The sequence below is a fragment of the Streptococcus mitis genome, from assembly GCF_003942865.1.
Classification (GTDB): domain Bacteria; phylum Bacillota; class Bacilli; order Lactobacillales; family Streptococcaceae; genus Streptococcus; species Streptococcus mitis_BI.
In genome coordinates this window covers 1-23,330 of the sequence record NZ_RJNZ01000010.1, presented here as the reverse complement: position 1 = coordinate 23,330, position 23,330 = coordinate 1, and the positions used below count along the sequence as shown (strand labels likewise).

At 40.0% G+C, this 23,330-nt stretch carries 25 protein-coding genes and 1 pseudogene; 7 read left to right on the top strand and 19 right to left on the bottom strand.

The window, feature by feature from the left end; all coding sequences use genetic code 11:
* Positions 1-17 precede the first annotated feature (17 nt).
* The 4 genes from metG to D8845_RS07335 all read right to left on the bottom strand — a co-directional run bounded on the left by metG (position 18) and on the right by D8845_RS07335 (position 5,284).
* Entirely contained in the window at positions 18-2,015 is a 1,998-nt protein-coding gene (gene metG, locus D8845_RS07350) for a methionine--tRNA ligase (protein ID WP_125453001.1), read from the bottom strand.
* Positions 2,016-2,138: 123 nt separating this feature from the next.
* Complete coding sequence (locus D8845_RS07345) at positions 2,139-3,398, bottom strand: ABC transporter permease (RefSeq protein ID WP_125453000.1); 1,260 nt, start codon at positions 3,396-3,398, stop codon at positions 2,139-2,141.
* Position 3,399: 1 nt separating this feature from the next.
* Positions 3,400-4,101 carry an ABC transporter ATP-binding protein gene (locus tag D8845_RS07340; RefSeq protein WP_125452999.1) on the bottom strand — a complete coding sequence of 234 codons (702 nt, stop codon included), beginning with the start codon at positions 4,099-4,101 and terminating at the stop codon, positions 3,400-3,402.
* Complete coding sequence (locus tag D8845_RS07335) at positions 4,085-5,284, bottom strand: efflux RND transporter periplasmic adaptor subunit (protein WP_185757424.1); 1,200 nt, start codon at positions 5,282-5,284, stop codon at positions 4,085-4,087. Before D8845_RS07335 ends, D8845_RS07340 begins: the two co-directional genes overlap by 17 nt.
* Before the next feature lie 310 nt (positions 5,285-5,594).
* On the opposite strand from D8845_RS07335, the gene gor reads away from it, so the two are divergent.
* Both gor and D8845_RS07325 read left to right on the top strand, forming a co-directional pair.
* Positions 5,595-6,941 carry a glutathione-disulfide reductase gene (gene gor, locus D8845_RS07330; RefSeq protein WP_125452997.1) on the top strand — a complete coding sequence of 449 codons (1,347 nt, stop codon included), beginning with the start codon at positions 5,595-5,597 and terminating at the stop codon, positions 6,939-6,941.
* A gap of 190 nt (positions 6,942-7,131) precedes the next feature.
* Positions 7,132-7,668 carry a biotin transporter BioY gene (locus tag D8845_RS07325; protein WP_125452996.1) on the top strand — a complete coding sequence of 179 codons (537 nt, stop codon included), beginning with the start codon at positions 7,132-7,134 and terminating at the stop codon, positions 7,666-7,668.
* A gap of 252 nt (positions 7,669-7,920) precedes the next feature.
* Here D8845_RS07325 and D8845_RS07315 read toward each other — a convergent pair whose 3' ends face one another.
* Positions 7,921-8,136 (bottom strand): YdbC family protein, encoded by a 216-nt coding sequence (locus D8845_RS07315; RefSeq protein WP_000807422.1) that lies wholly within the window; start codon positions 8,134-8,136, stop codon positions 7,921-7,923.
* Positions 8,137-8,234: 98 nt separating this feature from the next.
* Between D8845_RS07315 and D8845_RS07310 the strand changes: the two genes are divergently transcribed.
* Positions 8,235-8,555, top strand: a complete 321-nt coding sequence (locus D8845_RS07310) for a hypothetical protein (RefSeq protein WP_060805622.1) — start codon at positions 8,235-8,237, stop codon at positions 8,553-8,555.
* Positions 8,556-8,584: 29 nt separating this feature from the next.
* On the opposite strand, the gene D8845_RS07305 is transcribed toward D8845_RS07310, so the two are convergent.
* The 7 genes and pseudogenes from D8845_RS07305 to rpsP all read right to left on the bottom strand — a co-directional run bounded on the left by D8845_RS07305 (position 8,585) and on the right by rpsP (position 11,987).
* Positions 8,585-8,923 (bottom strand): ATP cone domain-containing protein, encoded by a 339-nt coding sequence (locus tag D8845_RS07305; protein WP_001196040.1) that lies wholly within the window; start codon positions 8,921-8,923, stop codon positions 8,585-8,587.
* Between the two features lie 11 nt (positions 8,924-8,934).
* Entirely contained in the window at positions 8,935-9,654 is a 720-nt protein-coding gene (trmD, locus tag D8845_RS07300) for a tRNA (guanosine(37)-N1)-methyltransferase TrmD (protein ID WP_125452995.1), read from the bottom strand.
* Positions 9,644-10,162 carry a ribosome maturation factor RimM gene (gene rimM / locus D8845_RS07295; protein ID WP_125452994.1) on the bottom strand — a complete coding sequence of 173 codons (519 nt, stop codon included), beginning with the start codon at positions 10,160-10,162 and terminating at the stop codon, positions 9,644-9,646. The genes trmD and rimM overlap by 11 nt, the downstream gene beginning before the upstream one ends.
* 30 nt (positions 10,163-10,192) lie before the next feature.
* Positions 10,193-10,981 carry an alpha/beta fold hydrolase gene (locus D8845_RS07290; RefSeq protein WP_125452993.1) on the bottom strand — a complete coding sequence of 263 codons (789 nt, stop codon included), beginning with the start codon at positions 10,979-10,981 and terminating at the stop codon, positions 10,193-10,195.
* A gap of 97 nt (positions 10,982-11,078) precedes the next feature.
* Positions 11,079-11,412: pseudogene (locus D8845_RS07285) on the bottom strand (MazG nucleotide pyrophosphohydrolase domain-containing protein).
* A gap of 43 nt (positions 11,413-11,455) precedes the next feature.
* Positions 11,456-11,695 (bottom strand): RNA-binding protein KphA, encoded by a 240-nt coding sequence (gene kphA / locus D8845_RS07280; RefSeq protein WP_000379617.1) that lies wholly within the window; start codon positions 11,693-11,695, stop codon positions 11,456-11,458.
* 19 nt (positions 11,696-11,714) lie between these two features.
* Complete coding sequence (gene rpsP / locus D8845_RS07275; protein ID WP_000268760.1) at positions 11,715-11,987, bottom strand: 30S ribosomal protein S16; 273 nt, start codon at positions 11,985-11,987, stop codon at positions 11,715-11,717.
* A 414-nt stretch (positions 11,988-12,401) separates the two neighbouring features.
* On the opposite strand from rpsP, the gene D8845_RS07270 reads away from it, so the two are divergent.
* The 3 genes from D8845_RS07270 (at position 12,402) to D8845_RS07260 (ending at position 14,316) form a co-directional block, all read left to right on the top strand.
* A complete protein-coding gene (locus tag D8845_RS07270) occupies positions 12,402-12,980 on the top strand; it encodes a DUF3796 domain-containing protein (RefSeq protein WP_125452992.1) in 579 nt (192 codons plus the stop codon).
* Between the two features lie 2 nt (positions 12,981-12,982).
* Complete coding sequence (locus D8845_RS07265; RefSeq protein ID WP_049532384.1) at positions 12,983-13,207, top strand: helix-turn-helix transcriptional regulator; 225 nt, start codon at positions 12,983-12,985, stop codon at positions 13,205-13,207.
* Between the two features lie 305 nt (positions 13,208-13,512).
* The gene (locus D8845_RS07260) at positions 13,513-14,316 is read left to right on the top strand and encodes a peptidylprolyl isomerase (RefSeq protein WP_125452991.1); all 804 of its coding nucleotides are present in this window, start codon (positions 13,513-13,515) and stop codon (positions 14,314-14,316) included.
* Positions 14,317-14,370: 54 nt separating this feature from the next.
* Here the strand turns inward: D8845_RS07260 and D8845_RS07255 are convergent, their stop codons facing one another.
* The 7 genes from D8845_RS07255 to D8845_RS07220 all read right to left on the bottom strand — a co-directional run bounded on the left by D8845_RS07255 (position 14,371) and on the right by D8845_RS07220 (position 21,169).
* Positions 14,371-15,912, bottom strand: a complete 1,542-nt coding sequence (locus D8845_RS07255) for an ABC-F family ATP-binding cassette domain-containing protein (RefSeq protein WP_125452990.1) — start codon at positions 15,910-15,912, stop codon at positions 14,371-14,373.
* A 9-nt stretch (positions 15,913-15,921) separates the two neighbouring features.
* Positions 15,922-16,395 carry a VanZ family protein gene (locus D8845_RS07250; protein WP_125452989.1) on the bottom strand — a complete coding sequence of 158 codons (474 nt, stop codon included), beginning with the start codon at positions 16,393-16,395 and terminating at the stop codon, positions 15,922-15,924.
* On the bottom strand, positions 16,395-17,480 hold the full coding sequence (gene rlmN / locus D8845_RS07245) for a 23S rRNA (adenine(2503)-C(2))-methyltransferase RlmN (RefSeq protein ID WP_078352306.1): 1,086 nt from the start codon (positions 17,478-17,480) through the stop codon (positions 16,395-16,397). The genes D8845_RS07250 and rlmN overlap by 1 nt, the downstream gene beginning before the upstream one ends.
* Before the next feature lie 20 nt (positions 17,481-17,500).
* Positions 17,501-18,031, bottom strand: a complete 531-nt coding sequence (locus D8845_RS07240) for a YutD family protein (RefSeq protein WP_125452988.1) — start codon at positions 18,029-18,031, stop codon at positions 17,501-17,503.
* Positions 18,032-18,187: 156 nt separating this feature from the next.
* Positions 18,188-18,793: a superoxide dismutase SodA gene (gene sodA / locus D8845_RS07235; protein WP_000974733.1), complete on the bottom strand. Its 606-nt coding sequence runs from the start codon at positions 18,791-18,793 to the stop codon at positions 18,188-18,190.
* Positions 18,794-19,163: 370 nt separating this feature from the next.
* Positions 19,164-20,201 (bottom strand): DNA polymerase III subunit delta, encoded by a 1,038-nt coding sequence (holA, locus tag D8845_RS07225; protein ID WP_125452987.1) that lies wholly within the window; start codon positions 20,199-20,201, stop codon positions 19,164-19,166.
* A 32-nt stretch (positions 20,202-20,233) separates the two neighbouring features.
* Positions 20,234-21,169, bottom strand: coding sequence for a dihydroorotate oxidase (locus D8845_RS07220; protein WP_033688574.1), 936 nt, complete (start codon positions 21,167-21,169; stop codon positions 20,234-20,236).
* A gap of 228 nt (positions 21,170-21,397) precedes the next feature.
* Here D8845_RS07220 and gdhA point away from each other — a divergent pair, with 228 nt between their 5' ends.
* Positions 21,398-22,744 carry an NADP-specific glutamate dehydrogenase gene (gene gdhA / locus D8845_RS07215; protein ID WP_125452986.1) on the top strand — a complete coding sequence of 449 codons (1,347 nt, stop codon included), beginning with the start codon at positions 21,398-21,400 and terminating at the stop codon, positions 22,742-22,744.
* Positions 22,745-23,330 lie beyond the last annotated feature (586 nt).

The following is a 23,330-nucleotide window of genomic DNA, read 5'->3' as shown; positions in this document are numbered from 1 at the left end:
CGTTGGTTTTTTTACTTTTACCCAATCACACTTCCGTTTGGTACAGCTGTATCAACTGTGAGAAGGGTTAATTTTCCATCATGTTCAGCTGATAGGATCATACCTTGGCTGACATATTTCTTCATCATTTTACGTGGTTTGAGATTGGCAACGATTTGAACTTTCTTGCCGACCAATTCTTGTTCATTTGGATAGTATTTTGCAATCCCTGAGAGGATTTGACGATCTTCTCCATCACCAGCATCTAAGCGGAATTGAAGCAACTTATCTGAACCTTCTACTTTAGACACTTCTTTGACTTCTGCGACACGGATTTCGACCTTGTCAAAGTCTTCAAACTTGATTTCTTCCTTGTTTAGTTTGAGTTCAACTTCGTCTGGGTTCCACTCTTTTTCGACTGCTGGTTTGTTGCCTTCCATTTGTTCCTTGATATAGGCGATTTCTTCTTCCATATCCAGACGTGGGAAGATTGGTGTTCCTTTGGCAACTACAGTCACATCTTCTGGGAAGTCAGCCAAGCTCAAGTTCTCAAGGCTTGCTACTTCTTCCAAGCCAAGTTGAGTCAAAACTGCACGACTAGTTTCCATCATAAATGGTTCAATCAAGTGAGCTACGACACGAAGACTGGCTGCCAAGTGACTCATGACACTTGCTAATTGGTCACGGAGAGCTTCATCCTTGGCCAAGACCCATGGTGCGGTCTCATCGATGTATTTGTTAGTACGAGAGATAAGGGTCCAGACTGCTTCAAGTGCACGTGGGTAGTCAACTGCTTCCATGTGTGTATGGTAGTCAGCGATTGATTCAGCAGCTACTTGAGCAAGAGCATGGTCAAACTCTGTTACACCTTCTACATAGGCAGGGACTTGCCCGTCAAAGTACTTATTAATCATAGAAACCGTACGGTTGAGGAGGTTTCCAAGGTCATTGGCCAATTCGTAGTTGATACGACCTACATAATCTTCTGGAGTGAAGGTTCCGTCTGAACCAACTGGAAGGCTACGCATGAGGTAGTAACGAAGTGGATCTAGTCCATAACGCTCTACCAACATTTCAGGGTAAACGACATTTCCTTTAGACTTAGACATTTTGCCGTCTTTCATGACGAACCAACCGTGAGCAATCAAACGATCTGGCAATTTGATATCTAACATCATAAGAAGGATTGGCCAGTAGATTGAGTGGAAACGAAGGATGTCTTTTCCTACCATGTGGAAGACTGTTCCATTCCAGAATTTGTCAAAGTTACCATGTTCATCTTGACCGTATCCAAGTGCTGTCGCATAGTTAAGAAGGGCATCAATCCAAACATAGACAACGTGTTTTGGATTAGATGGCACTGGCACACCCCATGTAAAGGTTGTACGAGAAACTGCCAAATCCTCTAAACCTGGCTCGATGAAGTTGCGAAGCATTTCATTCAGACGACCATCTGGAGTGATAAATTCAGGATGAGACTTGAAAAATTCGACCAAACGATCTTGGTACTTGCTAAGACGAAGGAAATAAGACTCTTCAGATACCCATTCCACTTCGTGATCTGATGGAGCGATACCACCAGTCACATTTCCAGCTTCATCACGGAAAACTTCTGCAAGCTGGCTTTCTGTAAAGAATTCCTCATCTGAAACTGAATACCAACCAGAGTATTCACCCAAGTAAATATCATCTTGAGCCAGCAAGCGTTCAAAGACTTGCGCCACTACTTTTTCATGGTAGTCATCAGTTGTGCGAATAAACTTATCGTATGAGATATCGAGTAATTGCCAGAGTTCTTTGACTCCAACTGCCATCCCATCAACATAGGCTTGAGGTGTAATTCCAGCTTCTTCTGCTTTCTGCTGGATTTTCTGACCATGCTCATCAAGACCAGTCAGATAAAAGACATCGTAGCCCATCAGGCGTTTGTAACGTGCTAAGACATCACATGCGATAGTTGTGTAGGCAGATCCGATATGAAGTTTACCAGATGGATAGTAAATCGGCGTTGTAATATAAAAATTCTTTTCAGACATAATTTTTCCTTTCCAGGCAAATGAAACCTGTTTTTCTAACACTTCATTATATCACATTTTTAATGATTTTCGATAGGGAAATCCATACAAAAACAAGATAGACGAGTGTCCATCTTGTTTATTCTATTCATAACGAAGGGCTTCAATTGGATCAAGTTTCGATGCCTTGTTGGCTGGCAAAACTCCAAAAATCATACCCACGCTAGCCGAAACTGCAAGACTAAATAGGGCAACTGGGATTGATACTCCCACTTCTATACCCGCTATCAATCCTTGCAAAAGTAGACCAGCTATAGCTGTTAAGCCTGTCGCAATGGTTAGACCAATAACTCCACCAAGCAAGGTCAAAATCATGGATTCAATCAAAAACTGGATTAAAATATTGGCACGTGTCGCACCCAAAGCCTTACGGAGACCAATCTCACGAGTACGCTCTGTCACCGAAACCAGCATGATGTTCATAACACCAGTCCCCCCAACAAAAAGGGAAATTCCTGCAATGGCACTAATAATCGTAGTTATAAAGCCGAACAATTGTTGTACTTCTTGGAAGGCTGCAGTCGCATCTGCCACCTGATACTCCCCTTGCTGAATACCAGCAATTTCGGTCAATTTTCTAGCTAATTCTGGTCCCACAGTTGGTGTCAAACTGGTATCATTAACCCGGAAGACAATATCAGAAATCTCATCCATATTGAAGTTGTTGGCAAGAGAAATATTAGTCGTAATCGGAAGTCCACCAATACCAAAAGTCTTGGCAGTCTTGGCCTCATCGCTGGTATAGACACCAATGACACGATAGCTAAAGCCACCAACATCTATAACCTGGTTAACAGCTTCTTGAGCAGATCCAAACAGACTATTAGCAAGTTCTTGGTCTAGTAAAATGACACTGGCCACATCTTTATAATCCTGAGCTATAAGACTTCGGCCTGCAACAATTTCATTTTCAACCGCCTTCATGTAGGTAATATTCCCACCCGTCAAGCTAGCGCGCTCCACTTTTTTATCTTTATAAGATAAGGTGGTATTCGTTGAGTTGGTTACATAGTAACTATCTACCCCCTTCAGTTTAGCCGCCTCCCTGACCCAAGACTCTTGTGGTTTTGGTGGTTCAACAGGAACTTCCTCTTCTTTCCCAGAAACTGTCAAAGCCGATTGTTTTTGGGTAAAAGAACCGTCTTTACTTTTAATAGGCGAGAAAAAGACATGAATATTCTTCTGTGACTTGGTCATGTTTTTATTGACCTGACGAGACATGGAATCCCCCAGAGCCATAATCACAACAACTGATGAAACACCAATGATAATCCCAATCATAGTAAGAAAAGAGCGCATCTTATGTGCCATGATAGATGAAAAGGCAAATTTCAGATTCTGCATCTTAGTTTTCCTCCTTTTCTAACTGCGCACTATCAGATGAAATAACTCCATCTCGAATGACAATCTGGCGTTTGGCATAAGCAGCGATCTCAGGCTCATGCGTTACCATGATAATGGTTTTTCCTTCTTTGTTCAAGTCAACCAATAGTTGCATGATTTGGTTACCTGTTTTGGTATCCAAGGCTCCTGTCGGTTCGTCCGCTAGAATAATAGAAGGATTGTTTACCAAGGCACGCGCGATAGCTACACGTTGCTTTTGACCACCAGATAATTCAGAAGGCAAATGGTGACTTCGTTCTGTCAATTCAACCTTATCTAGATATTCCTCAGCTAACCTGCGCCGTTTTGAAGCCGAAACTCCTGCGTAAATCAAGGGTAATTCTACATTTTGCAGAGCATTAAGTTTGGATAGAAGAAAGAACTGCTGAAAGACAAAACCGATTTGTTGGTTACGGACCTTGGCTAGTTGTTTTTCACCAAGTCCAGCCACTTCTTGACCTTCAAGATAATACTCTCCACTAGTTGGTGTATCCAACATGCCAATCGTATTCATGAGAGTAGACTTACCAGAACCAGATGGTCCCATGATGGCAACGAATTCACCCTCATTCACTTCTAGGTTGATATTTTTGAGAACCTGCAGTTCTTGGTCACCATTCCGATAGCTTCTGCAGATATTTTTTAGACTAATTAGTTGCTTCATCAGCCTTCACCTCTTTTCCTTCCTCTAGAGAAGACGTTGGGTTACTGATGACCTTGACTCCATTTGTCAGACCTGAAGTGATTTCTTGGTTGTCTGCATCAGCATTGCCCAAACCAACTTCCACTTTCTTGGCCTTTTTCTGCTCGTCAAGCACCCAGACATAGTTCTTATCATTTTCAGTCACAACACTTGTTAGAGGAACCAAAATGGCTTTACTCTTATTCTTGACCTCAACACTTACTGAGAATCCTTGTTTCAAATCACCGATTTCACTTGTAACATCGATGGTATATGGATATTTAGAGCCAGAATTACCAGCAGCTGCGGCAGCTGTACTTGCTGCTTCGCCATTGTTTTTAGGGTAATCAGAGATATAGCTAATCTTACCAGTCCAGCTCTTATCTTGGTAAACTTTAGAAGTAAAGGTTACTTCTTGACCTACAGATAGGTTGGCGAGGTTATATTCAGACAGTTCACCCTTAACTTGCAAGTTTTCATTACTTACGACATGAACGACTACTTGGCTAGCTCCAGTTGGAGATTTAGAAACATTACGGTTGACTTCGACCACAGTTCCCTCTAGGGTACTGAGAACCGTCATTGCATCCAACTGACTTTGAGCCTTGCTTAATTGCGCTGCTGCATCTGCACGAGCATCACGAGCATCACCTAATTGTGCATCAATAGATGACACTGAATTTCCTGAGACTGGAGCTGGAGTTTGGGCTGCAGCTCCTTCGCCTCCTGCTGGTACTGGTAACTGGGGAGCTGAAGCAGCTTCATTTCGTGCTTGATTGAGTTCATTGATATGACGATCTGCCTTAGCAACTGCTCGACTCGCTGAATCATAGGCCGCCTGGGCTTCTGAACTACTGTACTTAACTAAAGCCTGTCCTTCGCTGACCTTATCACCCACAGAAACAAGAATTTCATCTAAGTCTCCCTTACTAGCATCAAAATAAACATATTGTTCATTTTTTGCTGTTACTGTCCCTGACAATAAGACAGAAGATGCCACGCTTCCTTCTTTAGCAACAACAAGATGAGTAGCCTCATCTTTTACAGCGGTCTGAGATGGTTGTCTAAAGAGCAAAATCCCCCCAGCCCCCAATACAACTACACTTGCCGCACCAATTGCTGCATATAATTGCCACTTTTTAGCTTTACGATTTTTTTTCATAATGAAACTCCTTTTTTGATTTAAAGTCCTTAACAATATTATACAAAAATTACCAATTCGATACAATAACATTTCAGAACGAAATAATGACATTTCAGAACGAAATAATGACATTTCAAGATTTGATTATCGTTCGGAAATCATTTTCTATTATTGTACTAGTTATATAATACACTTTATTTTTCTTTTTAGCAAGCATTTTTCTTAATTTTTTTAAACGTAGCAGATTTTTGCAATCAATTCAAAAAAAAGATAGAATATGACTATCAAAAAATGACACTCTACTATTTAAAAGAGTATAAAGGAGTTTTAAATGAGAGAATATGATATCATTGCTATCGGTGGAGGTAGTGGAGGAATTGCTACCATGAACCGTGCTGGTGAACATGGGGCCAAAGCGGCTGTTATTGAGGAAAAGAAATTAGGTGGAACCTGTGTCAATGTCGGCTGTGTTCCTAAAAAAATTATGTGGTACGGAGCGCAAATCGCTGAGACTTTCCATCAATTTGGAGAAGACTACGGCTTTAAGACTACTGATCTTAACTTTGACTTTGCAACCCTACGTCGCAATCGTGAAGCTTACATCGATCGCGCTCGTTCTTCTTATGATGGCAGTTTTAAACGCAACGGCGTAGACCTGATTGAAGGCCATGCTGAATTTGTAGATTCTCATACTGTCAGCGTAAATGGTGAACTGATTCGTGCTAAACATATCGTGATTGCTACTGGTGCCCATCCAAGTATTCCAAACATTCCTGGTGCTGAACTAGGTGGCTCTTCTGATGATGTATTTGCCTGGGAAGAACTTCCAGAATCAGTTGCAATTCTAGGTGCTGGTTATATCGCCGTTGAATTGGCTGGCGTACTCCACACTTTTGGTGTCAAGACAGACCTCTTTGTTCGCCGCGATCGTCCTTTACGTGGTTTTGATTCTTACATCGTTGAAGGTTTGGTTAAGGAAATGGAAAGAACAAACTTACCACTTCATACTCACAAAGTCCCTGTCAAGTTAGAAAAAACTGCTGAAGGCATTACCATTCATTTTGAAGATGGTACTAGTCACACAGCTAGCCAAGTTATCTGGGCTACAGGTCGCCGTCCAAACGTTAAGGGCTTGCAACTTGAAAAAGCTGGAGTAACTCTGAACGAACGTGGCTTTATCCAAGTGGATGAATACCAAAATACGGTTGTTGAAGGAATTTACGCTCTAGGTGATGTAACAGGCGAAAAAGAACTAACTCCAGTTGCTATCAAGGCTGGACGTACTTTATCTGAACGTCTCTTTAACGGCAAAACAACTGCTAAAATGGACTACTCAACTATTCCAACCGTTGTCTTTTCACACCCTGCTATTGGAACGGTTGGATTGACCGAAGAGCAAGCTATTAAAGAATACGGTCAAGACCAAATCAAAGTTTACAAATCAAGCTTTACTTCTATGTACTCTGCTTGCACTTGCAACCGTCAAGAAACTCGTTTCAAATTGATCACAGCTGGTTCTGATGAAAAAGTTGTCGGACTTCATGGAATTGGATACGGTGTTGATGAAATGATTCAAGGATTTGCTGTTGCTATCAAAATGGGAGCAACCAAGGCAGACTTTGATGCAACTGTGGCGATTCACCCAACTGCATCCGAAGAATTTGTAACCATGCGTTAATCGAAACAAAAGAAGTTGATACAAATGTATCTGCTTCTTTTTTAATGATTTTCGAATCGATGCAAACAACTTACCCAGTCAGGAAAATCGGCCGTTACAGTTTCTTGTTACCTTTGTTATAAAAATAGGTTGACAATGATATTAAATCAAGTATAATAGTTACTATACATAAGAAAAGAGGTTAACTATTTTGAAAAAAGCTCACGTTTATGCTATCCCTGCTATTGGGGCTGCTCTCATTGCTGTTTTGGCACAAATCAGTCTTCCAATTGGACCTGTTCCCTTCACTCTGCAGAACTTTGCAATCGGCTTGATTGCTACTGTCTTTAGACCGAGAGAGGCTGTACTTTCTGTTGGACTCTATCTTCTTCTAGGTGCCATCGGTCTTCCTGTCTTTGCAGGAGGTGGAGCTGGATTTCATGCTTTGATTGGTCCTACTGCAGGCTATCTTTGGTTTTATCTTGTTTATTCTGGACTTACCTCTTCTCTAACTAACAGCGATAGTGGTTTTGTCAAAATTTTTCTAGCAAATCTCTTGGGAGATACACTTGTTTTTGTTGGTGGGATCATTGGATTACATTTCCTAGCTGGAATGCCATTTGAAAAAGCTCTTGTTGTGGGGGTATTTCCCTTTATCATCCCAGATCTTGGTAAAATTATTGCTATTAGTTTTATTAGCCGTCCATTACTTCAACGCCTTAAAAATCAAGCTTACTTCGCTAACTAAAAAGGGATATCGAGTTGTCATAACTCAATATCCTTTTCTTTTATTGTGAAAACTTATACTCAATGAAAATCAAAGAGCAAACTAGGAAGCTAGCCGCAGGTTGCTCAAAGCACTGCTTTGAGGTTGTAGATGAAACTGACGAAATCAGCTCAAAACATTGTTTTGAGGTTGTGGATAGAACTGACGAAGTCAGTAACCATACACATACGTCAAGGCGACGTTGACGCAGTTTGAAGAGATTTTCGAAGAGTATTAGTTTCCTTTAAAAGCATCCACCATCGTTTGAAATTCTTCATTGGAGAGAGTAATCCCTTTGCCCATTTTAGTATGGTCTGGACTCCAAGCACGAATATCAAACTTTGCAGGGGCACCATTAAAGCTCACACGGTTGATTTCCTTAGTCCAACCTTTTTCGTTTTCAGAAAGAGTCAACAAGTGCTCTTCAATTTCAAATGTAAATTCTGCCATTTTCTTCTCCTTTTTTAGCTTTCATTTGATTATTCGTAAAATCTTGTAGATTTTAGGAAAATTTTATATAATATTGATATAAAAGAAGGGAGGCTAATATGAGACATAAATTCCAGCAAGTTCTAGATAAAATACATGATTTTTTAAATGGACATGACCAACCTGACCATACTGAAAGCAACTCCCTTACGGCTACTATTGAAGAGGCTATCCAGAAACAAACTGCTGTTCACCTTATCTTGTCTGAGGCAAGCTTTACAGGTGACATCATCAAATACGATCAGCAACGCCAGCAAATTATCGTGAAAAATTTTGCAAAAAATGTAACCCGTATTATCCGCATAAGCGATATTCAACGCCTACGATTTGTCCCTTCAACCGTCCAAACAGCCCAAAAAAATAGATTTAAGAAAGAGTGAGATGTAATTGCTTCATCCCACTCTTTTTCTTAGCGAATTTGTTCAAAATGTAAATGAACAGCGATATGGTCTCCATAACCACTTCTTTCCAAGTCACGTTGTAGACGATAGGAAATGTAGTGTTCTGCAATGGTAATGTAACCTGCACCCAGCAAACGATGTTCAACCATAGACTGAATCATGCTGATAGTGGCGCGTTCTACCTTGGCTTCTTCCAAATCCAAAACCACTTTCTTAGTGACTTGTGCAAGGTTTTGACGTAAATCATCTGTCAATACATAGACAGTCTGGGCTGCCTTTAAGATAGCTTGGTAAATCTTATCTGGATTAAATTCAGCAATTTCACCATCACGTTTGATTACTTGCATAGATATCTCCTCTATTCTTTGTTTTCTTTGATTTCTGCCAGCATTTTTTCTTCTTCTGCTGTCAGTTGATAATGTTCAAGCAAATCCGGTCTGCGCTCATAAGTTTTCTTCAAACTCTCATACAATCGCCACTGACGAATCTTTTCATGGTGCCCGCTCATCAGTACATCTGGGACAACCATGCCTCGATAATCATAGGGACGTGTGTACTGAGGATATTCAAGAAGGCCTGAAGAAAAACTATCATCTTGGTGGCTAGTCTCCTTGCCAATCACTTCTGGAATCAGGCGAACCGTCGCATCAATCATAGTCATGGCCGCTAACTCACCACCAGTCAAGACATAGTCGCCCAGGGAGATCTCATCTGTCACCAAGGTCTTAATTCGCTCATCATAACCCTCATAGTGCCCACAGATAAAGATCAGTTCCTCTTCTTGAGCCAAATCCTCAGCATAAGCCTGATCGAACCGCTTTCCAGCAGGATCGAGGAGAATGACGCGCGGATTTTTCTTTTCAATAGCATCAAAGGCATCGAAAATAGGTTGCGCTCGGAGCAACATCCCCTGACCGCCTCCGTAGGGCTCATCGTCAACATGGCGGGCCTTTTCAGCAGATTCTCGAAAATTATGATACTGGATATCCAAGAGTCCTTTTTCACGTGCCTTTCCAACGATTGAGTGCTCTAGCGGAGAAAACATCTCTGGAAAAAGGGTTAAAATATCAATCTTCATCGTCTAACCCTTCTAAGATTTCCACATCGACCCGTTTATTTGGAATATCAACATTGAGAACCACTGGTGGGATATAAGGCAAGAGCAAGTCACGTTTACCTTTTCGCTTGACCACCCAAACATCGTTGGCACCTGGTTGCAAGATTTCCTTGATGGTTCCAATCAAGTTATCACCCTCATAAACTTCCAAACCGATAATCTCATGATAATAAAATTCACCATCGTCTAGGTCATTTAAATCTTCCTCAGCAACCTTGAGACTGTATCCCTTGTATTTTTCAATAGCATTGATATGGTACATATCTTTGAATTTAATAATGTCAAAGTTCTTCTGTTTACGGTGACTAGCGATGGTCACTGTTTGAACAAACTGATCTTTTTCATCAAACAAGGCCAGCTCAGTACCTTTTTTAAACCGTTCTTCTGCAAAATCCGTCACAGACAAGACTCGCATCTCACCCTGCAAGCCCTGCGTATTGACGATTTTCCCAACATTAAAGTAGTTCATCTTGTCTCCTGTACTCTCCTTCTTTCCATCTTATTCTGACAACTTTTGAATAATAGTCGCAATTTTTTCTGATTCTGACCATTGTAAATAATGGTGATTCCCTCCTAAAATGAGTTTAGTATTGGAAGTCCAATATTCTGATTCTCTGTACTCTTTTTCTCTATAAGGCTGACAAAAGATAAATACAGGGACATGAGATTCTATCGATACATTCTCAAAATCTTCCTCAGTAATCTCTCCAGATATCTGAAATCCTGTATCTTGATTTTCCAACTCTGAACCTTTTTCTTGCATTAATTCCCAGATTTCTTTATTAGTTTCAGGGCTAAATGTGGCTTGAGTTAAGTTCTTAAAATAAAGTTCAGGACCACACTCCTCAATCAGCCTCATCTGCTCTTCCATTTCTGGATAAAGATTTTCTGAAAAATCAGCAAACATGACGTTTTTAGTTGTCGGTTCAATTGCTACTAAAGCCTGACACTTAATTGGTTTATTGAGCAATTTACAAGCTAAAATTCCACTCAAACTATGTACACAAAGTATATATTCAGAAATCCCTAATTCTTCAAGTACTTCATAAACCGCATCTGCAAGATTATCTAGATTTTTTCCAGCTTGGTCATGAATCGGACTCCTACCTGTGTTCGGAAAATCAATTGTCAAATAACCAATTGTAGGAGGAAGTTTTTCAAGTATAAGTGAAAAATTTTCATAACTTGGTAGCAAACCTGCGCCACTTAAACAAACTAGCATTTTCTTTTGTTTTTGATAAGTAACAGCGAGACTACCAATTTCTGTAGATACTTCAAACCTCTTCATAAAGAAATCCACTCATTCTATATAATGAATTATTAAAAATCCTTGTCCTTTATTTTATCATGTTCCAAGGATTTTCTCAAGTTGGAGGAAGAAGACATCAATTCTCCTTCACCTTCAAAAATCCTTCCAAATCACGTTCATGTTGGTACTTGATGGCTGCAGTCTTATCTTTCTCAAAGATGGTTCTAGTTAGGTCAATATGCTTGATAGCCACGATTACAAGAGCATGGTGAAGAATATCGGCTACGTTCTTTAGTAAGTTCCTCGTTAGAATCCTGAACCCCCTCTTTTCTACCAGAACGACCATTCAAAACCTCAGCTACTTCTCCGACTTCCTCTACTAACTTGATAAAGAGACTTTCCTCAGTTCGAGATTGCTGGTAATGCTCAAGTAAGTAGTCTTGTAATTATCTAAACCTTAAATCTTTCATATCCTGCTCCTCGCAAAAAAGCGAGACATTTGTCCCGCCTTTCTTATTTTTCGTCAATAACGATTCTTACTTTTTTGTCTTCAGTTGGGACAGAGTAGACAATCGTTCTTATCGCAGAAATAGTGCGACCCTTACGACCGATTACACGACCCACATCGCTTTGATCAAGATCCAAATGATATTCCAAGAATTCTGGTGTATCTTCAATCTTGATAGTTAAGGCATCTGGTTGTGAAATCAAGGGTTTCACAATCGCAATAATGAGATTTTCAATCGTATCCATCTGTCAACCTACTTTAAACTTATTTTGAGAATTTAGAATCGTGGAATTTCTTCAATACGCCTTCTTTTGAAAGGATGTTGCGAACTGTATCTGAAGGTTGAGCTCCATCAGCCAACCATGCAAGAACGCGATCTTCTTTCAAAGTTACTTGATTTTCAGCAACAAGTGGGTTGTAAGTTCCAACTGTTTCGATGAAACGTCCGTCACGTGGTGAACGTGAATCTGCTACGTTGATACGGTAGAAAGGTTTTTTCTTAGAACCCATACGAGTCAAACGGATTTTAACTGCCATTTTTAAAGTCTCTTTTCTTATTTTTTATTTCGGTGAAATAGCTGAGCTATTTAGCACATGTTCTATTATATCAGATTCCTGACAGGTGTCAAGAAAAAAACTTGACAGACTATAAAATTTTTAAAGCTTTTAGAAATTTGTTAGAATAGAAAATAAAAGTTTGAAAGAGGCTATCCGTGAATACTATTTTAGAAACATTTTATAAAGACCACCAAGTCAAACCCTTCATCTCATCCGATGCATTGCTTCAAAGATTTCTTTAGTTGTTTGACTATCAAGGGCTTTTATTAAAAAATTTTTTCAAATAATTACCACATTGACACATAAAATTCTTGCTTTCTAAATTTAAGTGTGATATATTTATAACATAAAATTTAAATGTTATATATTTATAACACAAAAAAGGAGTCTATCATGAAAAAAAGTCAAAAAATGCGTGGCCTCATTGCAATGATTGCCGTAGCTCTCTTTATTGATTTTATTGTTTTATTTGGTTCTAATCTTAGTTGGGGACCCAAGTTAGTTATTACTGGTATTTCAGTGTCAGGTCAAATTGTAGCTATTTGTAGCTGGCTACATAAGAGTCAGAAAGGTAAGGGAAAGACTATTTTTGACTTGTCTGCTAAGCTTTACACGATACTTTTTTTTGCAGCAAGCATTTTTTATACAGTAGGGATTTGGGTTGCGACCCCAAGCGTAAGTTCTGGTATTAAAGAATGGATTTTGGAAATTGGCCTCGTTATTGAAGTGATTTTATTTGTTTTTTTCTGTTTGAAAAATGTCAAGGAAACTCCGGACGAACGCTTTTATGCTAATTTAGCAAAGGCAACTAGCTTGATGTTTGTTTTTATACTAGGCGCACTGTTGATCCTAGCAGTTATCATTGGGTATACGGGGGCTCTCACTCTTTACATGGGACAAATATTTATTAGCATAGCTGCCTTGATTTGCATCTTTGCGGTTGTCTATCTTATCTTGGAACGGAGAGGATAAGCATGGCCAAAGAAAGCAAGATTATTACTAATCTTAAATCTGTTCGTGAGTCTACAGGCATGACCCAGCAGGAGTTAGCCGACCTCATCGGCATGCGACGCGAGACAATTCTGCACTTGGAAAATAACCGTTACAATCCTTCTCTGGAAATGGCTCTTAAAATTGCTCAAGTTTTTAATCTGAAAGTAGAAGACCTCTTTGAACTCAGACAGCAAGAGGAAGCATAATTCTTTTCGAGACTTAATATTAAGTTCATTGATTAATTAGGAATTGAAACCAAAAGAAAAAATCCTTTGAAAATGTGCTCTTTAAAAATATAGTAATTCTTTCGAATTAACGTTTACTAATTGTGATGCTTTACGAGCTTTCTTAAGATCTGGTTCCCAAAATACTTTGAGTATACTTATGGCATTGATGCCCCTAAACAAGCTACTTTCTGGTTGGCTTCCTCTTAAACTGTCTTGTCACTAATATTTGAAATCCCCTTCCTTTTAGGGTACAATGGTAGAAATGAATTTTTGAGAGGAACAGAATGAAAAAACTAGCAACCCTTCTTTTACTGTCCACTGTAGCCCTAGCTGGATGTAGCAGCATCCAACGCAGTCTGCGTGGTGATGATTATGTGGATTCCAGTCTTGCTGCTGAAGAAAGCTCTAAAGCAGCTGCTCAATCTGCCAAGGATTTAAACGATGCTTTAACAAATGAGAATGCCAATTTCCCTCAACTTTCTAAGGAAGTTGCTGAAGATGAAGCCGAAGTAATTCTCCACACAAGTCAAGGCGATATCCGCATTAAACTCTTTCCTAAACTGGCTCCTCTAGCAGTTGAAAACTTCCTCACTCATGCTAAAGAAGGCTACTATAACGGCATTACCTTCCACCGTGTCATCGATGGCTTTATGGTCCAAACTGGCGATCCAAAGGGAGACGGTACAGGTGGTCAGTCTATCTGGCATGACAAGGATAAGACAAAAGACAAGGGAACTGGTTTCAAAAACGAGATCACTCCTTATCTCTATAACATCCGTGGGGCTCTTGCGATGGCAAATACTGGTCAACCAAACACCAATGGTAGCCAGTTCTTCATCGACCAAAACTCCACAGATACCTCTGCTAAACTCCCTACAAGCAAGTATCCAAAGAAAATCATCGAAGCCTACAAAGAAGGTGGAAATCCTAGTCTAGATGGCAAACACCCAGTCTTTGGCCAAGTCATTGACGGTATGGATGTTGTAGATAAAATTGCTAAAGCCGAAAAAGATGAAAAAGACAAGCCAACTACTACTATCACAATCGACAGCATCGAAGTGGTGAAAGACTACGATTTTAAATCTTAAAAACCAAAAAATACAGTATCCACATTCGGTACTGTATTTCTTTTATCTTCATTTTTAAGTTAGATTATTAAAATCCCAGATTTGGTCCATCCAGCCTTCATAGAAGTCTGGTTCGTGACAGACCATAAGGATAGACCCTTTGTATTCTTTAAGAGCGCGTTTGAGTTCATCCTTGGCATCCACATCCAAATGGTTGGTCGGCTCGTCCAGCACTAAAACGTTGTTTTCACGATTCATCAAGAGACAGAAACGCACTTTTGCTTGTTCCCCACCTGACAAGACCTGAATTTGGCTTTCGATATGCTTAGTTGTCAAACCACAACGAGCAAGGGCTGCACGAACTTCTGCTTGGTTGAGAGCTGGAAATGCATTCCAAACAGCCTCTAGTGGTGTTTGGCGATTACCGCCTTCTACTTCCTGTTCAAAATAACCGAGTTCTAGGTAGTCACCGCGCTCCACTTCCCCAGCAATAGGCGGGATAATTCCCAAGAGAGACTTCAAGAGAGTTGTTTTCCCAATACCATTTGCCCCGATAATAGCAACCTTTTGATTGCGTTCAAAGGTAAGATTTAAAGGCTTGGTCAGAGGACGGTCATAACCAATCTGCAAATCCTTGGCTTGGAAGATAAAGCGCCCAGGTGTACGAGCTGGTTTGAAATCAAAGGATGGCTTTGGTTTCTCACTTTGCAACTCGATAATATCCATCTTATCCAATTTCTTTTGACGAGACATGGCCATATTTCGTGTTGCAACACGCGCTTTGTTTCGTGCGACAAAATCTTTAAGGTCGGCAATCTCTTTCTGCTGACGTTCGTAGGCTGCCTCTAGCTGAGATTTCTTCATAGCATAGACTTCTTGGAACTGGTAGTAGTCACCAGAATAACGCGTCAGCTGTTGATTTTCCACATGGTAGACAATATTGATAACGTCATTTAGGAATGGAATATCGTGTGAAATAAGGACAAAGGCATTCTCATAGTTTTGGAGATAGCGCTTGAGCCAATCAATATGCTCAGCATCCAAGTAGTTTGTCGGCTCGTCCAAAAGCAAGATATCAGGCTTTTCAAGGAGGAGTTTAGCCAAAAGTACCTTGGTTCTTTGCCCACCTGACAAAGAGGTTACATCTGTATCCATGCCAAAGTCCATAACACCAAGGGCACGCGCTACTTCATCAATCTTAGCATCCAAGGTATAGAAATCACGACTCTCCAAACGGTCTTGGAGTTCGCCAACTTCTTCCATGAGAGCATCAACATCCGCACCGTCTTCAGCCATTTCCATATAGAGGTCATTGATACGGGTTTCAGCTTTGAATAGCTCATCAAAGGCCGTACGGAGCACATCACGTACCGACTGCCCTTCAGCAAGGACGGAGTGCTGATCCAAGTAACCGGCAGTCACATATTTGGACCACTCAACCTTCCCTTCATCTGGCAGCATTTTACCAGTCACGATACTCATAAAGGTTGATTTTCCTTCACCATTGGCACCGACTAGGCCGATATGTTCTCCCTTGAGGAGACGGAAGGACACATCTTCAAAAATTGCACGGTCACCAAAACCGTGACTCAGGTTTTTAACTTCTAAAATACTCATTTTAATTCCTTATCTTGTTTTATGTAATCGGTTATAGAGGAGCCAAGCCAGATAGCCACCCAAGGTATTGGTCCACAAATCATCAATCTCAAAGACGCGATTAAAATCAAAGAAAAAGTCCAAGACTAACTGCGTACACTCGATTCCAAGACTCACTAGAAAACTAAAAAGAAGGACCTTTTTTGTTTTCCGCAAGTTTGGAAGGAGATAAAGGAGTTGGAAAATCAGAGGAAAAAGCAAGAAGACATTGAGGAAATTTTGTAGAAAAAGCCAACATAATTGTCCTATGTCACTCACTTCACCCAGTTTCCAGAGAGAATTGAAGGGAGTCAAAAGAAAAACCAGGCGTCCAAGATGCTGAATACCTGGAGTTTCCACCCCCACGGGAGAATGTTCTTGAGGAGTAAAGCAAAAGTAAACGATACAAATACTATAGAAAATGACTCCCCAGACCAAAACATGATTATAAGTCTTCTTCATCATTAAGGATTGACTGCTGCGACTGCTTTCTGGCGGTCACGTTTCATTGTATTAGAACGCAATTGTCCACAAGCTGCATCAATATCTGTACCATGCTCTTGACGAACCACACAGTTGACCCCTTTTTTCTTAAGCGTATCATAGAAAGCCAACACGCGCTCTTTGGGACTACGGCTATATTGGTCATGCTCACTAACCGGGTTATAAGGAATCAAGTTTACATAAGACAATTTCTTGATGTTCTTGAGCAATTCAGCCAATTCCAAGGCTTGTTCTACACCATCATTAACTTCATTAAGCATGATGTATTCAAAGGTCACACGACGATTGGTTGTTTCGATGTAGTACTCAATAGCAGCAAAGAGTTTTTCAATCGGAAAGGCACGGTTAATCTTCATGATGCTTGAACGCAATTCATTGTTAGGTGCGTGAAGGGAAACGGCAAGATTGACCTGAACTCCTTCATTAGCAAAATCACGAATTTTATGGGCCAAACCTGAGGTTGAAACCGTAATGTGACGAGCACCGATAGCCATTCCCTTGTCATCGTTGATAGTACGGATGAAATTCAAGACATTGTTATAGTTATCAAAGGGCTCACCGATTCCCATGACAACGATATGGCTGACGCGTTCATCCTGACCACGTTCATCAAAGTATTTCTGAACCAGCATGATTTGCGCTACGATTTCCCCATTATTGAGGTCACGTTGTTTCTTAATCAAACCGGAAGCACAGAAGGTACAACCGATATTACAGCCGACCTGAGTGGTCACACAAACTGACAAACCATAGTGTTGACGCATGAGTACTGTCTCAATCAACATACCATCTGGCAATTCAAAAAGATATTTAACTGTCCCATCAGCAGATTCTTGCACGATTCGCTGTTTCAAGGGATTGACCACAAACTGGTCATTAAGCTTAGCAATCAAATCCTTGGAAAGGTTGGTCATCTCTTCAAATGACTGGATACGTTTACGGTAAAGCCATTCCCAGATTTGATCTGCACGGAATTTCTTTTCTCCCTGCTCCAAAACCCATTCCTGCATGGTTTGACGTGTTAAACTATAAATTGACGGTTTCATTTCTTCTCCTTATTCTCTACTCACTTCTGACGAATGACAAAATGACGTTGTCCCTTGTCCTCTTTCTGAGAATGCTTGTCTTTCTGACGACGTCTATTTTTCTTATCTGCATTCGGTTTTCGTTTTGTTTGAGTAGGCTTCTTTCCTTTTCTAGAAGGTGTTTCTTCTTCCTTCTTACGCATTTTCTTGTCAAATGATGCTCGCTTAGGGGCTTCATTTTCTAAGACAAAATAGGCACAACCATAACTACAATACTCTAAAAGATAGTCTTGTAAACGACTGATTTTTTCAAGTTTTTCTTCTGTTCGATCATCCTTATAAAAACCTCGTAGGCGAAGCTGTTCATTACTCCAGTCCCCCACAATATAATCAAACTTGGTTAAGACTTCTGAAAAGCGCTGATTAAAAGCCGTCACATCAAAGGCATCCTTGATATTTTCCACCAAGGAAAAAGCTATCCCTTCCGTTTCAACCTTGTCCCCGTGTAAATGGAACTCAGGTCCAGGAAACTTGTTATAGTTGTATAATTCAGGTGCAATTTCTTTTCGCATAGATATCCTTTTTTCACGATTACTTAATACTTTATTCTACCATAATTTCTAGCAGTTAGCACGTTTCTCATAAAAATGAAAAAAGTCTGACGATTTTGTCAGACCAAAATAATATAACCTTAAAAAGAGAAGAACAATTCTTCCCTCCAACTATCATTATTTAGCAGCTGCGTACAATTCATCTACTTTGTTCCAGTTGATTACTGAGAAGAAAGCTTTGATGTAGTCAGGACGCACGTTGCGGTATTTTACGTAGTAAGCATGTTCCCAAACGTCCAAGCCCAAGATTGGTTTTTTGCCTTCTGAGATTGGTGTGTCTTGGTTTGCTGTTGAAGTCACTTCAAGCTTCCCTTCTTTGTTGACAACCAACCATGCCCATCCTGAACCGAAACGAGTTGTTGCGGCTGCAGTGAAGGCTGCTTGGAATTCTTCAAATGAACCAAATGTTGCATCGATTGCTGCTGCAAGTTCTGCTGATGGAGCTGTTTTCTCAGGAGTCATCAATTCCCAGAAAAGAGCGTGGTTCAAGTGTCCACCACCATTGTTGATAAGTGCTTGACGGATATCAGCTGGAATAGATTCTACATCAGCAAGCAAGGCTTCAAGATCTTCACCGATTTCAGGGTGTTTTTCAAGAGCTGCATTGGCATTGTTGACATAAGTTTGATGGTGTTTGTCATGGTGCAAGTGCATTGTTTCCGCATCGATGTATGGTTCCAAAGCGTCGTATGCATATGGAAGATCTGGTAAGATAATAGCCATCTGTAATACCTCTTTTTCTTTCTATATGAAAATGATAACGCAAACATTCACTTTTTTCAAGTTTTTTGCTTATAGATAAGGAAATCACTGAGATACTTTCTAATAATACAATTCGAAAATCTCTTCAAACCGCGTCAACGTCGCCTTGCCGTACGTATGATTACTGACTTCGTCAGTTCTATCCACAACCTCAAAACAGTGTTTTGAGCTGACTTCGTCAGTCTTATCTACAACCTCAAAGCAGTGCTTTGAGCAACCTGCGGCTAGTTTCCTAGTTTGCTCTTTGATTTTCATTGAGTATAAAATAAGCAAATCAGCAAGAAACCCACGACAAAATAATATTGACGCGGGTTGTAGTTTCAAAAAAATGTCAATTGACCTGACTAGCAATCTGTAAGAGTGCCTTTTCAAAAAGGAAACTCTTTTCATAAAGACCTGTTTTAATCTGATAGTCTGTCTCAATCAAATAAGAAATAGCTTGCTTCAAAAAGCTCAAGGAAAGTCCTCGCGCATCTCTCAGCGCAAACTTAATCTGATAGGGATTGGGATTGCGTCCGAGAAAACTACCTAAACTACTTGCAATCTGCGATTCTGTTTGCCCAGACTCCGCCAAAATTTTCACCTGAGTAAAAGTCCGAAATTGTCCCAGCATGACTGCAATCAACTTGATTTCATCTTCTCCTTGCAAGGTCAAGTCTCTAACCAAATCGCGCGCCTGGTCCATCTTTTTAGTCAGAATAAACTGAGTTAAATCAAAAATATTGTCCTGCAAGGTCTTGGGAATTGCGTTAACAATATCCTCTTCCTCGATAACAGAGTCTTCCTTATAGGACTGTAAAAAGAGCAGATTTTTCTGGATTTCGCTAAATTGAAAACCAGACTTGATGAGGAGATTTTCAAAAGAATGATTGGCAAACTGCAGACCTTGTTTCTGACTCCACTTTTGGAAATACTGACGCAATTCTTGTTCTTTGGCTTCTACTGCATCAAAGACCTTGGCATCACGCTTCAGTAATTTAACCAACCGCCTTTTGCTATCCATTTTTCCTTCTGCAAAGATTAACAACTTGGTTGTTGGTGAAGGATTATCAAGGTATGCCTCAAATGACTTGAGCTCATCATCTGTTAAAAAGCGCTTTTTAGCAGTCGTGACATCAACAAAATGATCCAATATCACGATTTTCTCATCCGCAAAGAAAGGAAGACTGACCAACTCCAGTTCCACATCCTTGTAAACTGCTTCTTTCATATCAAAGTAGGCAAAGTTGAGGTCGGCAGAATCATAACCAATCTGTTTCAACACTTGACTCTTCATCACTTCAAACTGACCCTGATCTGTCCCTGTAAATAGGCTCAGACTCGGTAAATTTGATAAAGTCAACTTCTGGCTTTCTTCAATAGCTAGCATCTTCTCTCCTTTCTTCTGATTTTTTGGTTCATTTAATCAATATAGTGCAATTTCCCACGGAAATCTTCTAGACTCTCGTACCCTTTTTCCGCCATGATTGCTTTCAGTTCATTGGTAATACGGTCAAAAGCACCGACGCCTTCTTTATGAAGGGTGGTTCCCACCTGTACCATACTGGCACCACAGAGGATGTGTTCAAAGGCATCACGACCAGTCAGAACTCCACCTGTTCCGATGATTTGGATTTGAGGATTGAGACGTTGGTAGAAGGCATGAACATTAGCTAAAGCAGTCGGTTTGATATACTCCCCACCAATGCCCCCAAAACCATTTTTAGGACGAATTACGACCGACTCGTCTTCTATATAAAGGCCGTTTCCGATAGAATTAACACAGTTGACAAACTTGAGTGGGTACTTGTTGAAAATAGCTGCCGCTTGGTCAAAGTGAACAATGTCAAAATATGGTGGCAATTTAATTCCAAGAGGTTTGGTGAAGTAGGCAAACACCTCTGCCAAAATCCGGTCTGTTGTCTCAAAATCATAGGCAATCTGAGGTTTACCTGGAACATTTGGACAGGATAGGTTTAGCTCAGTCAGACCACAAAAATCACTCTCTTGGACTTTTTTCAAGATAGTATGGGTTTCCTCTGGAGACATTCCAACTAGAGATAGGAAGAAAGTTCGGTTTGGCTCTTTTTCCTGCAAGTCCAAAAGATAGTCCAAATAATAGTCTAAGCCCTTATTTGGCAAGCCCATAGAGTTGATAGAACCAAGGGGAACATCTTGATAGCGTGGCTCAGGATTTCCCTGACGAAAGTCCAAGGTCGCTGTCTTGGTCACAAAAGTTCCTGCCGCTGAGTTTTTAACCCCTTCTAACTCCTCTATCGTCATACAAGCCACACCTGCTGCATTCATCAAACAATTGTCAAACTCAAAACCAGCAATTTGTGTTTTCGTTGATACCATGATTCTGATCCTCCAGATTCCTTTTATTGCTAATATTATACCATATTTTCACAATTTCTTTTTGAGAAAGATATTTACAAGAAAAAGGTTCGTATTTTATAAATTAAAGAGAAATCTGGAACTGAATTGATAGAATTTTTAGAAAATTTTTGTTTTTCTCTTTACAGTTAAAAAAATTTCTGCTATAATGACTCATGTAATAAAATATGACAACAAAAGGAGAACGATATGACATCTGCTAAAGAATATATCCAAAGCGTGTTTGAAACTGTAAAAGCTCGTAACGGGCACGAGGCTGAATTCCTCCAAGCTGTTGAAGAATTTTTCAACACTTTGGAACCTGTATTTGAAAAACACCCTGAGTACATTGAAGAAAATATCTTGGCACGTATTACTGAGCCAGAACGCGTGATTTCTTTCCGTGTTCCTTGGGTTGACCGTGATGGAAAAGTTCAAGTAAACCGTGGCTACCGTGTTCAATTCAACTCAGCTGTTGGACCATACAAAGGCGGACTTCGTTTCCACCCAACTGTAAACCAAGGGATTTTGAAATTCCTCGGATTTGAACAAATCTTTAAAAACGTCTTGACTGGACTTCCAATCGGTGGAGGTAAAGGTGGATCAGACTTCGATCCTAAAGGTAAAACAGATGCTGAAGTGATGCGCTTCTGCCAAAGCTTCATGACTGAATTGCAAAAACACATCGGACCATCACTTGACGTACCTGCTGGTGATATCGGTGTTGGTGGACGTGAGATTGGTTACCTTTACGGTCAATACAAACGCCTTAACCAATTTGATGCTGGTGTCTTGACTGGTAAACCTCTTGGATTTGGTGGTAGCTTGATTCGTCCAGAAGCAACTGGTTACGGTTTGGTTTACTACACTGAAGAAATGCTCAAAGCTAACGGTAACAGCTTTGCTGGTAAGAAAGTTGTTATTTCAGGTTCTGGTAACGTTGCTCAATACGCTCTTCAAAAAGCAACTGAACTTGGTGCCACTGTTATCTCTGTATCTGACTCAAATGGTTATGTCATCGATGAAAATGGTATCGACTTCGATCTTTTGGTTGACGTTAAAGAAAAACGTCGCGCTCGTTTGACTGAGTATGCTGCTGAAAAAGCAACTGCAGCATATCACGAAGGTTCTGTATGGACTTACGCTGGAAACTATGACATTGCGCTTCCATGTGCTACTCAAAACGAAATCAACGGTGAAGCTGCTAAACGCTTAGTTGCTCAAGGCGTGATCTGTGTATCTGAAGGTGCCAACATGCCAAGCGACCTTGATGCCATCAAAGTTTACAAAGAAAATGGTATCTTCTACGGACCTGCCAAAGCTGCCAACGCTGGTGGTGTAGCCGTTTCAGCTCTTGAAATGAGCCAAAATAGCCTTCGCCTCTCATGGACTCGTGAAGAAGTTGATGGACGTCTCAAAGACATCATGACAAACATCTTCAACACAGCTAAAACAACTTCAGAAACATACGGTCTTGATAAAGACTACCTTGCAGGAGCAAACATTGCTGCCTTTGAAAATGTAGCAAATGCTATGATCGCACAAGGTATTGTTTAAGATTCATTTGCTTAATCCTCAATCGCTACGATTGGGGATTTTTAGGTTGAGTTAAACGGTTGGGAAATTCTAATTAAATGAAATAAAACCTGGATAAATTGATTGCGGAATTCAAACCAATTTCTAACATATTTCTAGAAATTAATTTGACTTTCCTAATCGATTTGTACACATTTATTTCAATTTACTATACTTACTTGACCCTTTTTATACTCAATGAAAATCAAAGAGCAAACTAGGAAGCGAGCCGCAGGCTGTACTTGAGTACGGCAAGGCGAAGCTGACGTGGTTTGAATTTGATTTTCAAAGAGTATTAAACAAAAAGAAAAACCGCTAATCCTAAAAATAGCGGTTTAATCATGTTTTTAAGCTACTAATGTAGTCACTCTAATATCTAGTTTTTTTAATACCTTATACTATACGTTTTATTGATTTTAAAGATTTTTTACCCAACCTCTCTAATTCTAATAAAAATTAGTTTGTGTTTATATATTTAATATCATCAAAAATACTTTCAATATTTTCTAATATACTTTCTTGTAAACTACAAATATAAATTACATGAAGATTTAATTTATCTCTGGAA